This window comes from Agrobacterium sp. CNPSo 2736 (genome assembly GCF_004005385.1).
Classification (GTDB): domain Bacteria; phylum Pseudomonadota; class Alphaproteobacteria; order Rhizobiales; family Rhizobiaceae; genus Agrobacterium; species Agrobacterium leguminum.
The window spans coordinates 255698-276242 of record NZ_RZTX01000005.1 but is presented as its reverse complement, the minus strand read 5'-3'; the positions used below and the strand labels follow the sequence as shown (position 1 = coordinate 276242).

20 protein-coding genes are annotated in these 20545 nt (G+C 59.7%); 9 read left to right on the top strand and 11 right to left on the bottom strand.

Annotated elements, in window-relative coordinates:
* Position 1 precedes the first annotated feature (1 nt).
* The 9 genes from mutS to sppA form a co-directional block, all read right to left on the bottom strand.
* A complete protein-coding gene (gene mutS / locus EM858_RS11530; protein WP_164865408.1) occupies positions 2 to 2716 on the bottom strand; it encodes a DNA mismatch repair protein MutS in 2715 nt (904 codons plus the stop codon).
* Between the two features lie 127 nt (positions 2717 to 2843).
* Positions 2844 to 3725, bottom strand: a complete 882-nt coding sequence (locus tag EM858_RS11525) for a GNAT family N-acetyltransferase (protein WP_003520073.1) — start codon at positions 3723 to 3725, stop codon at positions 2844 to 2846.
* 94 nt (positions 3726 to 3819) lie between these two features.
* A complete protein-coding gene (locus EM858_RS11520; RefSeq protein ID WP_127756769.1) occupies positions 3820 to 6066 on the bottom strand; it encodes an ATP-binding protein in 2247 nt (748 codons plus the stop codon).
* 55 nt (positions 6067 to 6121) lie between these two features.
* The gene (lspA, locus tag EM858_RS11515) at positions 6122 to 6610 is read right to left on the bottom strand and encodes a signal peptidase II (protein ID WP_003520075.1); all 489 of its coding nucleotides are present in this window, start codon (positions 6608 to 6610) and stop codon (positions 6122 to 6124) included.
* A complete protein-coding gene (locus EM858_RS11510; protein WP_127756768.1) occupies positions 6610 to 7470 on the bottom strand; it encodes an RNA methyltransferase in 861 nt (286 codons plus the stop codon). Before EM858_RS11510 ends, lspA begins: the two co-directional genes overlap by 1 nt.
* Positions 7467 to 8600: a class I SAM-dependent methyltransferase gene (locus EM858_RS11505; RefSeq protein WP_127756767.1), complete on the bottom strand. Its 1134-nt coding sequence runs from the start codon at positions 8598 to 8600 to the stop codon at positions 7467 to 7469. Before EM858_RS11505 ends, EM858_RS11510 begins: the two co-directional genes overlap by 4 nt.
* A 92-nt stretch (positions 8601 to 8692) precedes the next feature.
* Positions 8693 to 9034, bottom strand: a complete 342-nt coding sequence (locus EM858_RS11500) for a LapA family protein (RefSeq protein ID WP_003520079.1) — start codon at positions 9032 to 9034, stop codon at positions 8693 to 8695.
* A 64-nt stretch (positions 9035 to 9098) separates the two neighbouring features.
* Positions 9099 to 9425, bottom strand: coding sequence for an integration host factor subunit beta (locus tag EM858_RS11495; protein WP_219256707.1), 327 nt, complete (start codon positions 9423 to 9425; stop codon positions 9099 to 9101).
* 2 nt (positions 9426 to 9427) lie between these two features.
* On the bottom strand, positions 9428 to 10381 hold the full coding sequence (gene sppA / locus EM858_RS11490; protein ID WP_127756826.1) for a signal peptide peptidase SppA: 954 nt from the start codon (positions 10379 to 10381) through the stop codon (positions 9428 to 9430).
* Between the two features lie 234 nt (positions 10382 to 10615).
* On the opposite strand from sppA, the gene lptC reads away from it, so the two are divergent.
* The 6 genes from lptC to ptsN all read left to right on the top strand — a co-directional run bounded on the left by lptC (position 10616) and on the right by ptsN (position 15846).
* Positions 10616 to 11281, top strand: coding sequence for an LPS export ABC transporter periplasmic protein LptC (gene lptC, locus EM858_RS11485; RefSeq protein ID WP_059759327.1), 666 nt, complete (start codon positions 10616 to 10618; stop codon positions 11279 to 11281).
* 16 nt (positions 11282 to 11297) lie between these two features.
* A complete protein-coding gene (locus EM858_RS11480) occupies positions 11298 to 11858 on the top strand; it encodes an LptA/OstA family protein (protein ID WP_170318979.1) in 561 nt (186 codons plus the stop codon).
* Between the two features lie 33 nt (positions 11859 to 11891).
* Positions 11892 to 12677, top strand: a complete 786-nt coding sequence (gene lptB / locus EM858_RS11475; RefSeq protein WP_035236624.1) for an LPS export ABC transporter ATP-binding protein — start codon at positions 11892 to 11894, stop codon at positions 12675 to 12677.
* A gap of 267 nt (positions 12678 to 12944) precedes the next feature.
* Entirely contained in the window at positions 12945 to 14495 is a 1551-nt protein-coding gene (gene rpoN / locus EM858_RS11470; protein WP_127756765.1) for an RNA polymerase factor sigma-54, read from the top strand.
* Positions 14496 to 14729: 234 nt separating this feature from the next.
* Positions 14730 to 15302, top strand: a complete 573-nt coding sequence (gene raiA / locus EM858_RS11465) for a ribosome-associated translation inhibitor RaiA (protein ID WP_003520085.1) — start codon at positions 14730 to 14732, stop codon at positions 15300 to 15302.
* An 82-nt stretch (positions 15303 to 15384) separates the two neighbouring features.
* The gene (gene ptsN / locus EM858_RS11460) at positions 15385 to 15846 is read left to right on the top strand and encodes a PTS IIA-like nitrogen regulatory protein PtsN (RefSeq protein ID WP_003503792.1); all 462 of its coding nucleotides are present in this window, start codon (positions 15385 to 15387) and stop codon (positions 15844 to 15846) included.
* Between the two features lie 80 nt (positions 15847 to 15926).
* Here the strand turns inward: ptsN and grpE are convergent, their stop codons facing one another.
* Entirely contained in the window at positions 15927 to 16562 is a 636-nt protein-coding gene (grpE, locus tag EM858_RS11455) for a nucleotide exchange factor GrpE (protein ID WP_080852756.1), read from the bottom strand.
* Positions 16563 to 16674: 112 nt separating this feature from the next.
* Positions 16675 to 17766 carry a heat-inducible transcriptional repressor HrcA gene (gene hrcA / locus EM858_RS11450; protein ID WP_020811203.1) on the bottom strand — a complete coding sequence of 364 codons (1092 nt, stop codon included), beginning with the start codon at positions 17764 to 17766 and terminating at the stop codon, positions 16675 to 16677.
* Positions 17767 to 17901: 135 nt separating this feature from the next.
* Between hrcA and rph the strand changes: the two genes are divergently transcribed.
* From rph to hemW, 3 genes are read left to right on the top strand one after another with little or no spacing between them, the layout of a single operon-like run.
* A complete protein-coding gene (gene rph, locus EM858_RS11445; protein ID WP_080818085.1) occupies positions 17902 to 18618 on the top strand; it encodes a ribonuclease PH in 717 nt (238 codons plus the stop codon).
* A gap of 17 nt (positions 18619 to 18635) precedes the next feature.
* Complete coding sequence (rdgB, locus tag EM858_RS11440) at positions 18636 to 19280, top strand: RdgB/HAM1 family non-canonical purine NTP pyrophosphatase (protein ID WP_003520089.1); 645 nt, start codon at positions 18636 to 18638, stop codon at positions 19278 to 19280.
* A 5-nt stretch (positions 19281 to 19285) separates the two neighbouring features.
* Entirely contained in the window at positions 19286 to 20485 is a 1200-nt protein-coding gene (hemW, locus tag EM858_RS11435) for a radical SAM family heme chaperone HemW (RefSeq protein ID WP_059759503.1), read from the top strand.
* Positions 20486 to 20545 lie beyond the last annotated feature (60 nt).

Genomic DNA, 20545 nt, shown 5'->3' with positions numbered 1-20545 from the left:
CTCAAGCCTTGCCAAGTTCTTTCTTCAACGCATAGAGCGCGTCCAATGCCTCACGCGGCGTCATTTCGTCGGGGTTGAAGCCTTTCAGAGCTTCCTCCAGCTTCGACGGTCCGGCCTTGCGGGTTTCCTCGCGGCGAACCGCTATCTGGAACAGCGGCAGGTCGTCGATCAGCTGGCTCGCCGGGTTCTTGCGGTCGGCATCTTCGAGCTTCGTCAGCACTTCGCGGGCGCGCTCCACCACCGAGGCAGGCAGGCCCGCAAGCCGTGCGACCTGAATACCGTAGGAACGATCCGCAGCGCCCGGTCCGACTTCGTGCAGGAAGATGACGTCACCTTCCCACTCCTTCACCCGCATCGTGGCATTGGAAAGGCGGCCGAGTTTTTCCGACAGCACGGTCAATTCGTGGAAATGGGTGGCGAAGAGACCACGGCAACGATTGACCTCGTGCAGATGCTCCACCGCCGCCCAGGCGATGGAAAGGCCGTCAAAGGTTGCGGTGCCCCGGCCGATCTCGTCCAGAATGACCAGCGAACGATCCGTCGCCTGATTGAGAATGGCGGCGGTTTCCACCATTTCCACCATGAAGGTCGAGCGGCCGCGCGCCAGATCGTCCGATGCGCCGACACGGGAAAACAGCCGGTCGACGGTGCCGATATGGGCGGCTTCCGCCGGAACGAAGGAGCCGATCTGCGCGAGGATGGCGATCAGCGCATTCTGGCGCAGGAAGGTCGATTTACCGCCCATATTGGGGCCGGTGAGCAACCAGATCGCGCCGTTCTTGCCGCCATTGACGGCCGACAGGTCGCAATTATTAGCAATGAAAGGTCCAGCCGACTGCCGCCGCAGCGCCTGCTCCACCACCGGATGCCGCCCGCCTTTGATCGCGAAGGTCATGGAGGCATCAACGATCGGTCGGCAATAGGCCTGTTCGGTTGCGAGATAGGCGAGGCTCGAGGCGACATCGATCACCGCCAGCGCCAGCGCGCCGGCCTTGATCGCTTCCGCCTGCTGCACCACAGCCTTGACCATGCGCTCGAAGGCTTCCAGTTCCATGGTCAAAGCCTGCGCAGCGGCATTGGCGATGCGGCTTTCGAGATCGGCAAGCTCGGTGGTGGTGAAGCGCATGGCGCCTGCCATGGTCTGACGGTGGATAAAGCGCGCCTTGGCCTCGTCCGTCGCCGTCATCACATCGGCATTGCCAGCTGTCACCTCGATGAAATAACCCAGCACATTGTTGTGCTTGATCTTGAGCGACTTGATGCCGGTCTCATCGGCATATTTCAGTTGCAGCCCGGCAATCACCCGGCGTGACTGGTCGCGCAGCGCCCGCACCTCGTCGAGTTCGGGATTGGCGCCTTCTCGCAGGAAACCGCCATCACGCTTCAGAAGCGGCAGATCGTCGGCAAGCATCGAGCCGAGCATGGCTTCGAGACCGCCGGGCAAGGCTTTCAAATCCGCGAGCGCCGCCGCGAGTTCATCCGGCAACAATCCCTGATCCAGAATCGCGGCGATGCTTTCGGCCGAAGCCAGCCCCTGCCTGATGGCACCGAGATCGCGCGGGCCGCCGCGCTCCAGCGCAAGGCGGGAGAGCGCACGCGGCATATCCGCAACCTGTTTCAGCGCATCACGCAGGCCATCACACAGCGAGACGTCATCGATGAGATAGGCCACGGCATCAAGGCGGGCGTTGATCCTTTCCGGATCGGTCAAGGGCGACATCAGTCGCTCCGCCAGAAGCCGCGCGCCACCGCCTGTTACCGTGCGGTTCAGGGCATGCAGCAGCGATCCGTCTCTTTCACCGGACAGCGTCTTCACCAGTTCCAGATTGGCGCGGGTGGCCGGATCGATGAAAAGCGTGGAGGCGGCACTTTCGCGCTCCGGTGCACCGAGCGGCGGGCGCTCGGCGATCTGGGTCTTTTCGACATAGGCGACAGCAGCGGCGGCGGCCGCCATTTCCACGCGCGAAAAGGCGCCGAAACCATCCAGTGTCGAGACGTTGAAATAACGGGCAATGCGCCCTTCCGCCGTAGCGCTGTCGAAGAGGATCGCCGGCTGCGGCACCGCCACGCGGCCAAGCACATCGAAGACCGGCCGCAGTTCCTCGTCATGGAACAGGCTGTCGGCGACGATCAGTTCGCGCGGATCGATGCGCCAGATATCGGCGAGCAGCCGCGTCAGCGTGGTTTCCGCCAGACGGAAGACGCCGGTGGAAATATCGATCCAGGCGAGCGCAAACTGCGCCTCGGCACTGCCGCGAATGCGGGCAAGCGCCATGAGATAGTTGGATTCCGTCGGCGACAGCAGTTTTTCCTCGGTCAGCGTGCCGGGCGTGACAAGCCGCACCACATCACGCTTGACCACGGATTTCGATCCGCGCTTCTTGGCTTCCGCCGGATCTTCCACCTGTTCGCAGACGGCGACGCGATAACCGCGCAGGATGAGTTTCTGGAGATAATCATCTGCCGCATGGACGGGAACGCCGCACATGGGGATATCGTGCCCCATATGCTGGCCGCGTTTCGTCAGCGTGATGCCGAGAGCACGGGAAGCCTCAACCGCATCGTCGAAGAACAATTCGTAAAAATCGCCCATGCGGTAGAACAGCAGCGAACCGGGATTGTTCGCCTTGATCTCGATATATTGCTCCATCATCGGAGTGGCCGTCGCGCGGCTCTCTTCCGAGATCAGGGAAGCGGTTGTCAGAACGTCCGTCAATGGCCTGCCGATGTCATATCGTGTTGCGGAAAAGGAGCGCCGACACTAGCGGCAATCTCCACCTTAAGACAACACGCGCGGGGACGCTGCCCACAGGAACATCCCGCGCGGCTGCGCCAAAACCCGGTCAGCCGTTGATGCGCTCGGCCTCGCCGCCGTAATAGCTGATGTAACGGCCGGCGATGGACGAAACCGGCAGGACCACGAGGACGTCTGTGGTGTTGAAGGCATGGTCCACGACCGCGCCGGAACCGAACATGGCGCCAAGGCGCATATAGCCCTTGATCAGCGGCGGCATGGCGTTCAGCGCCTTGCGGGCGTTCAGCGCTTCGGCCGGGACGAGATCCATCTCATGGTAAAGCTCAGGAAGGGCGGAAGCTTCCCACTCGCCCTTGGCCACGCAATTATGGTGCAGGAAAGACAGGGCAAGAGCGTGGGCTTCCGGCTGCACGCCGGGGAAGGAGGCGCAGCCGATCATCGCGTCCATGCGGTGTTTCACGGCATAGGCCCAGTTGCCCTGCCACAGAAGCTCTACGGTGCGCTTGGTGCGATATTCGGGCAGCACGCAGGAACGGCCAAGCTCCATGAAGCGCTTGCCGGGATGGCGCGCAACGAGACCGGCGATGTCGAATTCGCTGGCGGAATAAAAACCGTTATTGGCAAGCGCGATTTCCTGCCGCAGCAGGCGATAGGTGCCGACGATCTGGTCTTCGCTGTCGCCTTCGATCGCCTTGTCGAGCACGAGCAGATGGTCGCAGACGCTGTCCCAGGCATCGATGTCGCGCTTGCGGCGCATGGCTTCCGCGGGAAGCCTCGCCTTCATTTCCTCGACGAAAACCCGGTAACGCACGGATTGCGCGGCATCGATCTCGCGTTCATTTCTGGCGAGCCGTGTTTCCAGCGTGCCGATACGGCCGAAAAGACCCTCATTGTCCTGAGCTGCCTCGGGACGAGGATTAATGACAACATTGTTTTCACAAATGTCGTGATTGAGGATTTCGGCAACCATGGGGAATCGCTCCGCCACCAAAGAATTTTCCTGTCATAAATCACTAATTGACGACAGAATAGTGACAAAATGCCGCCAGCGCGAGTCTGTCAAGTTATGATAGCGACAGGCGTTTCGCCTCCAGCAGACGGCGAATTTCCTCAACCAGCCGTCGCGGGTCGGCAGGCTTGGTCAAAACCGCACCGACACCGGCCCCAAGCAGGATTTCGGCGGTCGCGTCACTCGCATCTGCGCTGAGCACGATGACGGGAATATTTCTTTCGCCCTTCAGCATATGGAGAAGGTCGGGAAGCACATCGAGCCCCTCACCGCCCGGCATGTTGAGATCGGAGACGATGAGGTCAGGCAAGCGGGATGCGCCCGGCTCCACAGATTGCCGCAACGCCTCAAAGTCCTCGACAGCGCGGACGATGTAGCCGCTTTTTTCCAGAACGGCGCGGATGATGCGCTGATTGACGGCATCGTCTTCGGCCACGAGTATCTCGATACCGCTCGCCCCTTCCGCCACCCGCGAGGAAAATCCCACATCCGGGTGGTTGTCGTTGATGGCGTCGCGTCGCTCAATGCCGCGCAGACGGCCGCACAGGACGTCGATCAGGGATTTTTCCCGCAATGGCCGGATCAACCAGGCGTCGAAGGCCACATGCATGGTCGACGGCCGCTCTTCGGGGCTGACCAGCAGCGTGCGGCGGACATTCTGTTGCGGCCAATCCTTCAGGGCGTCCCTGAACAGCGGCGAAATGCGCCGGTCGACGATGATATCGGTAAGGTCGGCCGCTCGCGTGGCAGAACCCCTCCTCAGCTTTTCCAGATCTTCAGGCTGATGGATGAGAGTGCATTGACCGCCGAAAGCCTCGACCGCCTCCATCGTCACCGCCGCCGCCACGCCCTTCGGGGCGATGAGCAGGACATTTGTATGCCGCAGACAATGACGCCTTGCCGGATCCGCCATTTCGGCCGGGGCGCCCGCCGGGCGAAATGCCAGTTTGAAAGTGCTGCCCTTGCCCTTGCGGCTCGAAACCGTGAGGCGGCCGCCGAATTCCCGCACGATACGGGCGGAAATCGCAAGTCCAAGGCCCGTGCCGGCACTCCGCTGCGACAACGGGCCCGCCTGCTCGAATTCCCCGAAAATACGGGCCTGTTCCGCCCGGCTCATGCCCGGGCCGGTATCCTCGACGGCAATGTGCAATTCGTCGTCGGCCATGCGCGCCCGGATGACGACGCCGCCTTCCTGCGTGAATTTGACGGCATTGCCGAGGAGATTGAAGAGGACCTGACGTAGCCTCGCCGGGTCGAAATCGAGATGATCGGGCACATTCGGCGCAACGAAGGAGGTAATTTCTATGCCTTTTTCATGGGCGCGATGGGCCAGCATCTCCACGATGCTCTCGATCAGCCGGCGCAGGTTTTCCGCCCGCGGGTTGAGCCTGAAGCGGCCGGCCTCCATGGTCGAATAATCCAGCAGATCCTCGACAAGCTGCACCAGCGACTGGCCGGATTGCCGCATGCCATCGAGATAATTTCGCTGCTCCTCGTTGAGCCTCGTCTGCGACAGAAGATGGTTCATGCCCAGCATACCGGAAAGCGGCAGGCGGATTTCATGGCTTACCGTGGCAAGCAGCCGCGCCTTTTCGGCATCGGCCTTTTCGGCGCGCAGCCGGGCGTCTTCCCTTTCGGCCAGCGCAAGCCGCTCCTCGGTCACATCCCGGGCGATACTGCTGATGAGGAGACGGCTGCTTGCCAGATCGCGGGTCACGACATCATGCCAGGAAAAGATGCGCTGACCGAACGGGGTCGCGATCTCCACATCATAGGCATGGACCTTGTCGCCCGGACGGAAAGCGATGCCGATTTCCTCGCAGCTCAGCCCTTCGGGCGCCGCACAGCCGGTCATTTCACGAAAGACCCGGTTCGCCTCGACAATGCGCCGGTTCATGTCGCGGATCACGACGATATCGCCCATGGATTCCTGCATTTCGGCAATCAGCGAGCGGTTTTGCGTTTGCCGCAGCCGAAGATCGGAATCTGCAGCCCGCACGGTGGGCTGATGGAAAGATTCATCAAAGAGTGCATAGAGCAGGACACCGACGAGCACGGCGCCAAAAAAGGTCGCCAGCGCAACGGTAACCGCATAGGGCACAGCAAGCGCGATCAGGGCTGCGGAAAAAGCCCCGACCGATAACGACGCGGCGACATAGAGCGCAATTGACCTGGTATCGGTCGCATGTTCTTCATCCGCATGGTGCGTTGTTGTCTCGACACGATCCGCCGGCTGCGCCGCCGTGGCGGCCAGGCCCAGCTCATCTGAAACTTTTTGCCGAAGTCTTGCCAGTTCGCTCATAGGCAACCGCTACCACGGCAGCGGTTTTGATATGTTTGGCTGAAACCCTAAAATTTTACTTTTTAGCCGTCCGGGCGTGCAAAAACTCGTCGAGAATGACGCAGGCTGCGCCGATGGTTATGAAACTGTCAGCCAGATTGAAGACCGCGAAAGACCATGTCTGCGTATGAAACAGGATATAGTCGATGACATGTCCATAAAAAAAACGGTCGAGCAGATTGCCGGCCGCACCCGCGATGATGAAGGCAAAGCCGAGATGGGCAAAGGTGCGGTCCGCCGCCGTCTTGCGCCACAGCCACAAGACGAAGACGACGATGACGAGCCGCATGCTGACAATGAACCAGCCATGCATGTCCTCCAGCATCGAAAAGGCCACGCCGAGATTGTAGGTGCGATAAAGCGCCAGGAACGGGGCAACGGGAACCATCTCCTGCAACGGCAGATAGGCTTCGACCAGCTGCTTGACGATCTGGTCCAGCACCAGTGCGGCGACGATCAGCGCGAAAGCCGGACCGAATTTCGAGAACAGAGCCGCTTTGGCCATTACGTCACCGGTGCGAGTTCGAGGAGATGTCGCCGTGCTTCAAACAGCATGACGGCAGTTGCGATGGCGAGATTGAGGCTGTCGGCGCGGCCCTGCTGGGGAATGCGCGCCAGCTGGTCGGCCTTGCCGGCGAGTTCCGGCGGCAGGCCGGATTGTTCATTGCCCATCAGGAGCACGACCGGCTTTCCGGCATAGTCGATCTTCCGATAATCCACCGAGCCGGCCAGATGGGTGGCAACAACGCTGACCTGCGCCGATTTTTTCCAGGCCAGGAATTCCTCGACCGACGCGCGGGCGACGGGGGTGGCGAAGACCGAACCCATGGTGGCGCGCACTGTTTCCAGCGAAAACGGATCGGTGCAGTCCCCGACGAGAATGACACCCGAAGCACCCGCCGCATCCGCCGTGCGGATAATGGTGCCGAGATTGCCGGGATCACGGACCCGGTCGAGCGCGATATAGGTCTCGCCCTTTTCCGGGCGGATCTCCTTCAGCGGCTTCCATTTCTGTTCGAAAATGCCGACGACCATCTGCGGATTGTCGCGGCGGGTGATCGAGGCGATAACCTTTTCGCTGACTTCGAGCACCAGTCCGCCCGATGCGACCGTCTTCACCGCCGCCTGCTCCACCAGCGGTTTGCCCTTCGCGGCCTTGGCGTAAACCAGTGTCTTGATCGTCCAGCCGAGTTCGAGCGCGTCGATGACCAGCTTCAGGCCTTCCGCCATGAAGGTGCCGGTCTCTTCCCTGCCCTTTTTCTGGGTGAGCGCCTTGATATCCTTGATGATGGGATTGGCAAGGCTGGTCACTTCCTTGACCTGGCCAACCCGGCGCGTGGTATTTTCGCGCATATCTTTCATCATTTCGGCTCCCAGCGGCTGAACAGCGATGTGGAAAGCACACGGCCCGGCGTCTTGCCATCAAGCCCGGCCTCGCGAATGACGAGTTCGCCGGACGCGACGACGCCACCGGCGCCGCGCATGGTTTCACGCATCAGCTCATGCATCGAATAGAAGCTGGCCCTGATCGAATAGGCCGTCAGCACAAGGCCAAGCGCCTTGGGCGACAGGATTTCCCGGCAGATATCCAGCATCAGCGGCAGATGGTCGAATAATTGCCAGACTTCGCCATGGGTGCCTCGGCCGAATTTCGGCGGATCGGTGAGGATGATATCGTAGGTGCTGCCGCGGCGTTCCTCACGCTGAATGAACTTCATCGCGTCTTCGCAGATCCAGCGGATGGGCGCCTGCTCGAGCCCGGCGAGCGCCTGATTTTCCTTGGCCCAGCCAATCGCCTTCTTGGAGGCATCGACATGGGTGACTTCAGCGCCTGCGGCCGCCGCGACCAGCGACGCGACGCCGGTGTACCCGAAGAGGTTCAGCACTTTCAGCGGACGGTCGGCCGTTTCGATGGCATGTTTCAGCCATTCCCAATGCACGATCTGTTCCGGAAAGACGCCGACGTGACGAAAGGCCGTGAAGCGGCCGAGAAATTCGATGCCGAGCAGGGAAAGAGGCCAAGTTTCGCCGAGTGCCGCCTTCGGAAAGCGCCAGCGGCCCATGCCGTCTTCATCGGTATCGCCGGTAAAGACGGCGTCGGCATTCTGCCATACACGGTCGGGAACCGACGGTTGCCACAGCGCCTGCGCCTCGGGACGGACGACGCGATATTCGCCGTATTGTTCGAGCTTCAGGCCGTTACCGCTGTCAATCAGGTGAAAATCGCCAGCACCGCTCGATTCCAGAATAACCGGAACCTGTTCAGCGGGACGGTCGCCGGTGCGGGGCTTGAGCGGTCGCGCAGGCACCTGCTCAACGGCTGTCGCCGGAGTAACCTTTTCCCTCGGCGCAGGTTTTGGCGCGCTGCGGACAGCGTCCGGCTCGCGCTTTTTCGGTGCCACTTCCGCCCGTCGTGCCGGCTTTGCGGCATGAACCTGTTTTTTCTCGCTCCCGGCACGTGCACGATTGCCCGGCCGACTGTCTTTTTTCTTCAATGGAAATCTTTCCGCTTCTGCCCGCGTCTTATGGCGCAGCAAATAGCATTCCACGCGCCGCTCGCCTAGAGCCGGAACGAATGTCGGCTACATCACTTTGCCGGGAGTTGTCCGGCATTTGGAAGATGGCCTGTCGCAGCGGCTTTCTGCCGGTTCGCTTCGTCATGCCAGCGAACGGCTTCCTTCGCCTCGATACGGGCGCGTTTGCGATGTTTGCCCTGGGCGAACCATGTGGCCGCCGATCCCAGCAGAACACCGAAAATGACCGCCAGAAACAGGAATACGAAAAACGGCGCGGTGAAGGACAGAACGCCATCTTCCGGTCGAAACGGATTGAGCGCCAGCGTCACGGACTGGCGGTTGGCCACGCACAGGATGACGAGGATGATCGCCAGCGGAAGCAGGATGATGAGGTTGATGATTTTTTTCGACATCCGAGAATACTCCATCGCTGCGGGGCTCCGCTAGCTCCGTTTCCGGCGCGGGCAGTGAGGACGATTAATCGTCCTCTTCGTCACCCATGCCGGGGTTCAGGCGCTCGCGCAGTTCCTTGCCCGTCTTGAAGAAAGGCACCCATTTTTCCTCGACGAAAACCGATTCACCCGTGCGCGGGTTCCTACCGGAACGCGACGGACGGTTTTTCACCGAAAATGCGCCGAAACCACGAAGCTCGACACGATTTCCTGCCGCCAGGGCGTCGGTGATTTCATCCAGCACCGCATTGACGATGTTTTCCACGTCACGGTGATAAAGGTGCGGGTTACGCGCAGCAACGATCTGCACCAGTTCAGACTTGATCACGGTTGCCCCCTGAAAGAATTGGATTTTTAACGCGGCTCAACCTGCCAAACGGAAACAAGACCGTCAAGAAACAACTTGTCCGTACCGAGCTGGCCGGGGCCTGCGAAGGGAATTAAATCGTCATATCCCAGAAACTTCGCTATTTGCGCAACACTGAAAAGCGCAAAAGGCGAGCGGGATGACGGCGCGCGCCATTCGACGATCGGCAGATCCTTGGCAACACCGCGTGTTTCGAAATAGCTGCGAATTTCCTTTTCGCCGCCCAGGGTATCAACCAGCTTGTTGGCGAACGCCTGCCTGCCGGTGAAAATCGATCCATCCGCCAGTTTCAGCACGTCTTCGCGCGGCAGCTTGCGGCGATCGGCCACAAGGTCGACGAACCAGCCATAGCTGTCCATCACCATCGCGCGGATCATCGTCTTCGCTTCCTCCGGTGCCTCGTGGAACGGCGAAGGCTCCGCCTTCATCGGCGACGACTTGATTTCCTGCAACGAAACGCCGAGCTTTTCCATCAACGGGCCAAGCTGGGGATACTGGAAGATCACGCCGATCGAGCCGGTGATCGAGGTCTCGCCGGCAACGATGACATCGCCTGCCGATGCGATCATATAACCTGCGGAAGCGGCGAGCGTGCGCACATCCGAGACGACCGGCTTCTTTTCCGCGACGCCTCGAATGGCCTTGAAGATGCGCTCACCGCCATAGGTGGTGCCGCCTGGCGAGGAAATCGACACGATCAGCCCTTTGACATTCTCGCTCTTGGCGATCTTGTCGAGCCGCTCGAGAAGTTCGGTATTGTCGGTGATCAGGCCGGAGACCTCGACGCGGGCAATGTGGGGTTTCGCACTTTGCTGCGGTCCATCCCATAAGAACCGGTAAAGACCGAAAGCGCCGGCGACAAGCAGGAGAACGGCGGCAATCCGCCAGAAAGTCAGCTTGCGGCGCAACCGCCTGCGATCCGCTATCGCCATATTATCCATAAAAACCTCTGTCATCCGCTTTTGCGCTTCAGGCCATATGGTTCTTCTAACGCGAAGCCGCAAGGAAACAATAAGGAAACCAGAATTACGATAAAATTCGCATTTCCCTTGCACCTCTCCAGACAAAAACCATATTGGCAGGACAAAGCACTCATGCCAAAGACATTTAGATAGAGACACAAGCTTCGATTGTGCGCCAGAATGGCGCCCTAGAAGCATTCCGGACCCACTCTTATGCTCGAAAGACTCCGCGAACCCGCGCCAGCATTTTCGCTGCCCAATGACCAGAACGGCGCCTATGACACCGCGCTGCGGCATTCTGCGCGCGTGAAGCGGCTGAAAATCATTCTGCCGCTCGGCGCGGCAATCATTTCGCTCGCCTTCATCGCCGTTTCGGTTATTCGAACCTGGGCGCCCGACGAGGTTTCTCTTGAGAGCGCGCGAATTGAAGACGGCAAGATCGTGATGGAAAAACCCGCTGTTGCCGGCCGCAACGAGAAGGGGATCGATTATTCCATGAACGCCGACCGTGCGTTGCAGGACATCGCCAACCCCAATCTCATGACCCTTGAGAAGGTTCTGGCGGCAGTGCCGGTAAACGACAGCGTCGCGCAGGTGATCGCCCAGGAAGGCATTTTCGACCGGGCGACTAACAAGCTGAAGATGACCGCCCCTTTTGACATCAATCTCAGCAATGGCATACAAGCGAAGTTCCAGTCTGCGGATGTCGATCTGAAGGCCGGGAAAATGAGCAGCCAGGAGCCGGTTTCGATCAAAACAAACGACGGCTCGATTGTTGCGCAATCGATTGACATCGCCGATAATGGCAAGACAATTACATTTTCGGGGCAGGTACGGGCACGTATCGCTGCATCCAATATCAAGAATGAAGGCAAGTGAGAGCCCGGTCCAGATGATGCAAATTTCCCGTCCCGTTTCCCTTGGCAAATCCGCCGGCCTTGCAGCCGCAGGCCTTGTCTTTTCGTGTCTTGCAACTGTGGCTTTCGCCCAGAACACCACCAGCAACATGCAGGGCGTCAAGCTTTCCGGCGACCAGCCGATCGCGATTGAAAGCGACCAGCTCGAGATTCGCGATCAGGAGCGCAAGGCCTATTTCACCGGCAATGTGAAAGTGGTGCAGGGAACGACCACCCTTCAGGCCGGCAAGATGACCGTGAATTACAAGGGCGAGGGTTCTTCGCTTACCAGCGGTGACGCCAATATCGAAAAAATCTTCGTCGACAATAATGTCTATCTGACGTCCGAGACCCAGAAGGCGACGGCCGATCACGGCGAATTCGACATGGCGGCGCAGACCTTCATTCTGACCGGCAAGCAGGTCGTGCTGTCCGAAGGCACGAATGTGTTCACCGGCTGCAAGCTCACCGTTCTGATGAATACGGGACAGGCCAAGCTCGAAAGCTGCGGCGGTCCTGTCCGGATCATGCTCGATCCGAAATCGCAGAAAAAACAGTAGTCTTTCCTCGTGAAGATACCCTCGATCTCAAAGATATTCGGCGGCGGGCGCAGCCGATCCGCGGACGCGGCCTCGCCGGCGGACAAGACCCCCTATCAGGGCACGCTGATCGCGCATGGCCTGACGAAGACCTACAATACGCGCCGTGTCGTCAACGGGGTTTCGCTGGTCGTGCGCCGTGGCGAGGCCGTGGGACTTCTCGGCCCGAACGGTGCAGGCAAAACCACCTGTTTTTACATGATCACGGGCCTGGTGCCCGTGGATACCGGCAAGATCGCCATCAACGGCAATGATGTCACCACCATGCCGATGTATCGACGCGCGCGTCTCGGCGTCGGTTATCTGCCGCAGGAAGCATCGATCTTCCGGGGCTTGACGGTCGAGGAAAACATCCGCGCCGTGCTGGAAGTGCATGAGCCGGACGCTGCCAAGCGCAACCGCAAGCTCGATGAGCTGCTGGAAGAGTTTCATATCGCGCAACTGCGAAAGTCCCCTGCCGTGGCGCTTTCGGGTGGTGAGCGGCGGCGTCTGGAAATCGCGCGCGCACTCGCGACCGATCCAACCTTCATGCTGCTCGACGAACCTTTCGCGGGCGTCGATCCGATTTCGGTCAGCGATATCCAGAATCTGGTGAGACACCTGACTGCGCGTGGCATCGGCGTTCTCGTGACCGACCACAATGTCCGTGAAACGCTCGGTCTCATCGACCGCGCGTACATCATCCATGCCGGCGAGGTTCTGACGCATGGACGTCCGGACGATATCGTCAACAATCCGGATGTACGCCGTCTCTATCTCGGCAATAATTTTAGCCTTTAAACGCCTAGAGCGGGATAGCGAAAAGTGTGTGCGGTTTTCGCTTGAAATCCCGCTCTAATTATATGATCTAGATCATGATTTAAGATTTTAGGTCGTTTCGACCTAAAATCATCATGATCGGCGCGCGAAAGATTCTTCATCGCGCCCCACCCTGACGCTTGACCAAACAAGATAAAAAAGCAATTTTTGGGCCAAGTTCCGTCGTCTCAGTAAAATTTCTGGAAAATCAGGCGACGGAGAAGCTGTAAGGGGAGTTTCGCGTCCGCCATGGCATTGTCTGCCAGCCTTTTGCTGCGTCAAAACCAGTCTCTCGTAATGACACCGCAACTGATGCAGTCCATCCAGCTGCTTCAGATGACGCATTTCGAGCTGACGCAGTTCATCGCGCAGGAGGTGGAGCGCAATCCGCTGCTGGAAATTGCGGCAAACGATGGCGATTTGAGCAGCGATGCCCCGGCAGAGACCGAGAGTTTCGGTGACGCGGACGGCGAAGGCTCGGAGAGATCCGCCACGGTGACGCCCGACAGCGACGACTGGTATGGTGATCGCGCCGCAAATCTCGGCGAGCAACTGGACACCAGCTTCGAAAACGTCTTTCCCGACGATACCGAGCCCAGAAAGGCCGATGCGCCCGAACTGGCTGGCCAATGGAAATCCATGCCCGGCCAGGAGTCGGGGGAAAGTTACGATCTCGACGATTTCGTCGCGGCCAGACAGAGCCTCGGCGACCATCTCAATCAGCAACTGCCGCTCGCCATATCCGCCGCCGAGGACCGGATGATCGCCGATGCGCTGATCGGCCAGCTTGACGAGACCGGTTATATTGCGACGGATGCCGTCGACGACGTGGCCGAACGGCTGGGAGCGGCCCCATCTGCGGTCGAGCACGTTCTGAAGACACTTCAGGGCTTCGACCCACCGGGTGTATTTTCCCGTTCTTTAAGCGAATGTCTGTCGATCCAGCTTGCCCAGAAGGACCGGCTCGACCCGGCCATGCGGGCTTTCGTCGACAATCTGGAACTTCTTGCGAAACGCGACTTCGCCTCCTTGAAAAAAATCTGCGGCGTCGATGAGGAAGACCTCCTCGACATGCTGGCGGAAATCCGCACGCTCAATCCCCGCCCGGGCGCAGGCTACGATTCGATGGTGTCCGAAACCATCGTTCCCGATATTATCGTTCGCCCCTCCTCCACCGGCGGCTGGCTGGTGGAAATCAATCCCGAGACGCTGCCGCGCGTGCTCATCAACCAGAGTTATTTCGCAGAGGTGTCGAAACACAAGGCGCGTGCAGGCGAGGATCAGGATTTTCTGACTGAGTGCATGCAGACGGCACATTGGTTGACCCGCAGCCTCGACCAGCGCGCCCGGACGATCATGAAGGTGGCGACGGAAATCGTGCGCCAGCAGGACGCCTTTCTCGTCAATGGCGTGGATCATCTGCGCCCGCTCAACCTCAAGACGGTGGCCGACGCCATCAAGATGCACGAATCCACCGTCAGCCGGGTGACGTCGAAAAAATACATGCTGACGCCGCGTGGTCTGTTCGAGCTGAAATATTTCTTCAGCGTGTCGATCAGCGCCGTGGAAGGCGGCGACAGCCATTCGGCGGAAGCGGTGCGCCACCGCATCAAGGCCATGATCGCGCAGGAGGCCGCCGAGGCGGTTCTTTCAGACGATGATATCGTCGACAATCTGAAAAAGAGCGGTATCGATATCGCCCGCCGCACCGTAGCCAAATATCGCGAGGCGATGAACATCCCCTCCTCCGTGCAGAGACGTCGGGAAAAGAAGGCGCTGGCCAAGCTATCCGCCTTCTGAGCGGCGGCCGCGATCACGTTTATGGCGGTTTTTTGCCGCACCATTGACTCTTGCCACGGCAAGGGCTAGAAGCCCGCCGCACACGTAAGCAAGGTCATTTGTAACGGATTCATCTCCACCGTCCATGGGCGTAAAATTCGAATGAGGGCTTTTTAAGGTCTTCGAAACGCTTGGATGCGCGCGCGGCTTGACGTAAGCTGGTACTCGCAAATCACTACAAAAAGGAAAATTTCCATGAGTGTGCGTGTATCTGGTAAACATATGGAGATCGGTGAATCTTTCCGTCAGCGGATCGAGGACAATATAGGTCTGGCGGTTACCAAATACTTCGATGGGGGGTATTCAGGCCAGGTGACCGTGGAGAAGTCCGGATCGCGTTTTGCCGCGGACTGCAAGCTGCATCTCGATACCGGCGTTGTATTGCATGCCGCGGGTCAGGCAAATGATCCGCAGGCGAGCTTCGATGCCGCCGCAGAGCGGATCGAGAAGCGCCTGCGCCGCTACAAGCGCAAGCTTAAGGACCACCACAATGGTGCGAATGGCGTGTCGCAGGAAATCGCCTATACGGTGATGGATGCTATTCCCGATGAGGACCACGAGGTTCCTGAAGATTACGCACCCACCATCGTAGCGGAGAGTTCGAAACAGATTAAGACAATGTCCGTCGCCAGCGCCGTGATGGCGCTCGACATGACGGACGAACCGGTTCTGCTGTTCCGCAGCCCGGGCAAGGAATATCTCAACATCGTTTACCGGCGTCATGACGGCAATATTGGCTGGATCGACGCGGAAACGATCAAGAGCTGAACAGTCTGACAAGACGTGGGAGGCAGAGCGCGAAAGCGTAGCTGCCTCCTGCATCGTCTCGATGGCATGAAGGAAAAAGAGAATGGCGTTGGCAGATTTGCTGCAACAAGATGCGATTATTCCCGCCCTCAAGGTGAATTCCAAAAAGCAGTTGCTTCAGGAGCTGGCCGCAAAGGCAGCCAGAATTACCGGAGTCTCGGAACGGGAAGTTTTCGACGTCATCCTCCAGCGTGAGAAACTCGGCTCCACCGGTGTGGGCCACGGCATCGCCATTCCGCATGGCAAGCTCAACAGCATCCATCAGATCACCGGCGTCTTCGCACGTCTTGAAACACCGGTCGATTTCGAAGCGCTGGACGACCAGCCGGTCGATCTGGTTTTCCTGCTGCTCGCGCCCGAGGGCGCCGGCGCGGATCACCTGAAGGCCTTGTCCAGAATTGCACGCGCCCTGCGCGACCCTGAACTGGTCGCCAAGCTGCGCGCCACCGATTCCGACACCGCAATCTACGCTTTCCTCAATCAGGAGCAGGCGACGGCGGCCTGATCGCGGGCTAACTCCCTCAGTTTAACCGCAATAAAAAACGCGCCCTGAAGGCGCGTTTTTTATGACGTAAGACAGATGCCTTACGCGTCTTTTTCATTGAGAGACGAGGTGCCCGGCTCGGCCGATGCGGCAACTTCCGCCTTGGGGCCGCCCTTGGCGACGCCGACCATTGCCGGGCGCAGGACGCGGTCGCCGATGGTGAAACCGGCCTGAACCACCTGCAGCACGGTATTGTTCGGAACCGCCGGATTCGGAATTTCGAACATGGCCTGATGGAAATTCGGGTCGAACTTCTGGCCTTCGGCATCGATCTTCTTCACGCCGTGGCGTTCAAGCGTCGACAGCATCGAACGTTCCGTCATCTCGACGCCCTCGATCAAACCATTGAGACCGGCTTCGCCATTGGTCTTGAGTTCATCGGGAATGGCTTCAAGCGCGCGGCGAAGATTATCGGAAACGGCGAGCATATCGCGCGCGAAACCCGCGAGCGAATAGGCTTTCGCATCCTTGACATCGCGCTCCGTGCGACGACGAAGATTGTCCATTTCGGCCGCAAGGCGCAGGAACTTGTCACGCAGGTCGGCATTTTCAGCCTTCAGCAGCTCGACCGGATCGGGTTCGGCAGCGTCAATCGGCTCTTCCCCGGCGAGCGCGGGTTCGACAAACTCTTCGGCGACGTCCGCGTCAGGTCCGGGCTTTTTTGTATCGTCGGTCATGACGTTCTCCAGATTTGAATATGTTGGTTGCGCCCGATATCGAGCTTTGACGGGCAAAAATCAAGGCTTGCGGCGAAAAGCTTGCCGCATTCCCTGACCCTGCGGGTTTGTCCTATCTCTGCTTGCGGGAAAGGCGGGCCATGATCTGCGCCGTGTAGTCCACCATCGGCACGATACGGGCGTAATTCAGCCGGGTCGGGCCAATGACGCCGACCGCACCCACGACACGATTGTCCTCATCACGATAGGGCGCGACGATCAGCGACGAACCGGACAGCGAAAACAGCTTGTTTTCCGAGCCGATGAAAATCCTGACCCCCGAGCCGCTTTCCGCGAGATTGAGGATTTCAATGAGATTTTCCTTGCGCTCCAGGTCGTCGAACAGCAGGCGCACCCGATCGATATCTTCCTCACCGGCGAGACCTTCGAGCAGGTTGGAGCGACCGCGAACGATGAGACGGCCGAGCTTGCCCTCCTCATTGTCTCCCGCCCATACCGCCAGACCACGCTCCACGAGGTCCTGCGCCAATATACCAAGTTCCGATTGCAGCTCCGCCCGCTGCGTCTGAAACTGACCGCGCAACTCATGCAGCGTCTGACCGGAGAGATGGGCATTGATGAAATTCGCCGCTTCGGTCAATTGCGACGAGGAGATGCCGGCCGGCAATTCGATAATGCGGTTTTCGACCTGATTGTGGTCGCCCACCAGCACGGCGAGCGCCTTGGTGGGCTCCAGCCTTATGAATTCGACATGCTTGAGGATGACGTCGTTCTTCGCCGTCAATACGAGGCCGGCGCCGCGCGACATGCCGGACAGCATGCGGCTCGCCTCCGTCAGCAGCCCTTCCAGAGACTGTTCGTGCCCGGCGACCGGCCCGATCTGACGGTCGATAGTCGCCCTTTCCTCGGCGGGCAGATCACCCACCTGCATGAAAGCGTCAACAAAGAAGCGCAGCCCCGTCTGGGTCGGCAGGCGACCGGCGCTGATATGCGGCGAATAGATGAGGCCGAGCTCTTCGAGATCGCTCATGACATTGCGGACGGAGGCGGGTGAAAGCGACATCGGCAACAGCCGCGACAGGCTGCGCGATCCGAGCGGCTCGCCCGTATCGAGATAGCCTTCGACGATGCGCCGGAAAATTTCCCGAGACCGTTCATCCAGCAGCGATGCCTGATCTTTTGATAGCGGTGCGGAAAAACCCATTTCGTCCGTTCTTTGTCGTTCAAACCAGCTTGCATCAATATAATGCGTTGCAACGCCGCGGCAAAATGGAAATTGGCTTTGCAAAAGCCCGGACCTCGCCTTAGAAGGCAGGGACCAACATGGAGAGTGGATCATATGCGGCCTTCAGGCAGAAAAACCGACCAGATGCGCAAGGTTTCCTTCGAGCGCAATTTCTCGAAACATGCCGAAGGTTCCTGTCTCGTGAAATTCGGCGACACGCATGTGCTCGTCACCGCAAGCCTTGAAGAAAAGACGCCGCCATGGCTGCGCAACAGCGGCAAGGGCTGGGTCACCGCCGAATACGGCATGCTGCCGCGCTCCACCCATGAGCGCATGAAGCGCGAGGCCGCTTCCGGCAAGCAGGGCGGTCGCACGCAGGAAATTCAGCGCCTCATCGGCCGTTCGCTGCGCGCCGTCGTCGATCTGCAGGCGCTGGGTGAGCGCCAGATCAGCATCGACTGCGACGTGATCCAGGCCGATGGCGGCACCCGCACCGCCTCCATCACCGGCGCATGGATTGCCCTGCATGACTGCCTGAAATGGATGGAAACCCGCAACATGATCAAGGTCGAGAAGGTTCTGAAGGACCATATCGCCGCGATCTCCTGCGGCATCTTCGCCAACCAGCCGGTGATCGATCTCGATTATCTCGAGGATTCGTCGGCCGAGACCGATGCAAATTTCGTCATCACCGGCTCCGGCGGCATCGTCGAGGTTCAGGGCACGGCGGAAGGCGCGCCCTTCTCCGAGGAAGAATTCCTGACGCTGCTCGGTCTTGCCAAGGCCGGTTGCGGCGAACTGGTCGCCCTTCAGAAACAGGCAATCGCCTGAGCCGACAGGAAAGCACCATGCGCAAGCTCGATACCAGAACGATCGTCGTCGCCAGCCACAACAAGGGCAAGATCGCCGAAATCGCCGATCTGATCGGGCCTTTCGGCTTCTCCGCCAAATCGGCGGCAGAGCTGAATTTCGAAGAGCCGGATGAGACGGGTACGACCTTCGAGGAAAATGCCGCCATCAAGGCGCTTGCCTCTGCAAAGGCATCGGGTCTTCCGGCTTTGTCCGACGATTCCGGTCTGGTCATCGATGCGCTGGATGGCGCGCCGGGTGTCTATACCGCCAATTGGGCGGAAACGGCCGATGGCACGCGCGATTTCGCCATGGCGATGCAGAAGGTAGAGGATGCGCTGGCCGAGCGCGGCGCATCGAAGCCGGAAGACCGCACCGGCCGCTTCGTCAGCGTGCTGTGCCTCGCCTGGCCGGACGGGCATCTCGAATATTTCCGTGGCGAGGTGGAAGGCACGGTGGTGTGGCCGCCGCGCGGAACGAGCGGTTTCGGTTACGATCCGGTCTTCAAACCGGAGGGATACGACACCACATTCGGCGAGATGAGCGCGGATGAAAAACACGGCTGGAAACATGGCGACGCCTTCGCGCTTTCGCACCGTGCCCGGGCGTTTAAAAAATTCGTAGAAACCTGCCTGGAGGCATGAACCCGATGGTCGGGGAGCATCAACTTTCTGCCCCCGGCGCATCGCTTCTGCCGGATACGGGCGATCCCGGTTTCGGGATCTATCTGCATTGGCCCTTCTGTGCGGCCAAATGTCCCTATTGCGATTTCAACAGCCATGTCCGCCACCGGCCGGTGGATCAGGAACGGTTTACGGCTGCCTTTCTCCGTGAAATGGAACATATGCGGACGCTGAGCGGCCCGCGGGTCGTCACCAGCATCTTCATGGGCGGCGGCACGCCATCGCTGATGGACCCGCAGACGGTCGCAGCACTTCTCGATGGCGTCTCGCGCTTCTGGCATGTGCCCGATGGTATCGAGATCACCATGGAAGCCAATCCTTCCAGCGTCGAGGCGGAACGGTTTCGCGGTTACCGCGCGGCGGGCGTCAACCGTGTCTCGCTCGGCGTGCAGGCGCTGAACGACCGGGACCTGAAGTTCCTCGGCCGCCTGCATGATGTTGCCGATGCGTTGAAAGCCATCCGGCTGGCGCGGGAGATTTTTCCGCGCATGTCCTTCGATCTCATCTATGCCCGTCCGAACCAGACGGTGGCCGAATGGGACGCCGAGCTGAAAGAGGCTGTCTCCTACGCGGTCGACCATCTGTCGCTCTATCAGCTGACCATCGAGGAAGGCACGCCCTTCTACGGGCTGCACAAGGCCGGTAAGCTGATCGTGCCGGATGGCGAACATTCGGCCGTGCTTTATGAAGCGACGCAGGAAATCACCGAGCGTTACGGCATGCCTGCCTATGAGGTTTCCAACCATGCCCGGCCGGGCGCTGAAAGCCGCCACAACCTGACCTACTGGCGTTATGGCGATTATGCCGGCATCGGCCCCGGCGCGCATGGACGCCTGACGAGAGGCGCTTCCAAGCTCGCAACCGCCACCGAGCGCCACCCGGAAAACTGGCTCGAAACCGTTGAGCGGGAAGGCCACGGCATGGTCGATCAGGAGTTGCTTGGCGTCGACGAGCAGGCCGATGAATTGCTGCTGATGGGCCTTCGCCTGCGCGAAGGTATCGACCTCGCCCGCTGGAGCGATCTTTCCGGCCGCGATCTCGACCCGGAAAAGGAGGAATTCCTCCTTCAGCACGGTTTCGTGGAGAGGCTCGGCAATTCCCGCCTGCGCTGCACGCCGTCCGGCATGCTCATTCTGGACGCGGTGGTGGCCGATCTCGCCTGCTGACGCCAGCCTCCACCAGCTTTAGCCCAATAAACAAGACGACAATAAAAAAGCGGCCCGAAG